This window comes from Cupriavidus sp. 8B, assembly GCF_054589115.1.
This window is the reverse complement of record NZ_BAAILO010000147.1, coordinates 1-254: the sequence shown is the minus strand read 5'-3', so window position 1 is coordinate 254 and position 254 is coordinate 1. Positions and strand designations below refer to the sequence as shown.

The 254-nt window shown below is 65.0% G+C and carries 1 protein-coding gene; it reads right to left on the bottom strand.

What is annotated here, in order from left to right; genetic code table 11:
• On the bottom strand, positions 1 to 254 hold a 254-nt coding region (locus ACYP5B_RS15150; protein ID WP_459570256.1), incomplete at both ends, for a thiamine pyrophosphate-dependent enzyme.

Here is a 254-nt window from a genome sequence, read left to right as displayed (position 1 = left end):
ACGTAGTCCTTGTACTTGTCGAGCATGCGCACGGGCTTGGCCAGCGCATCGCGGCGGAACGGGTCGCCGAGCTCACGGGTGCACATGATCTCGATGATGGTGGTCTTGCCGTGGTTCATCTGCAGGTCGATGGCGCGCTTGAGTGCCGGGCCCACGTCCTCCAGCTTGTCCACCACGATGCCTTCGGCACCCATGGCGCGGGCGATCTCGGCAAAGCTCTGGTTGTCCAGCTCGCCCGCCACGAAGCGGCGGTT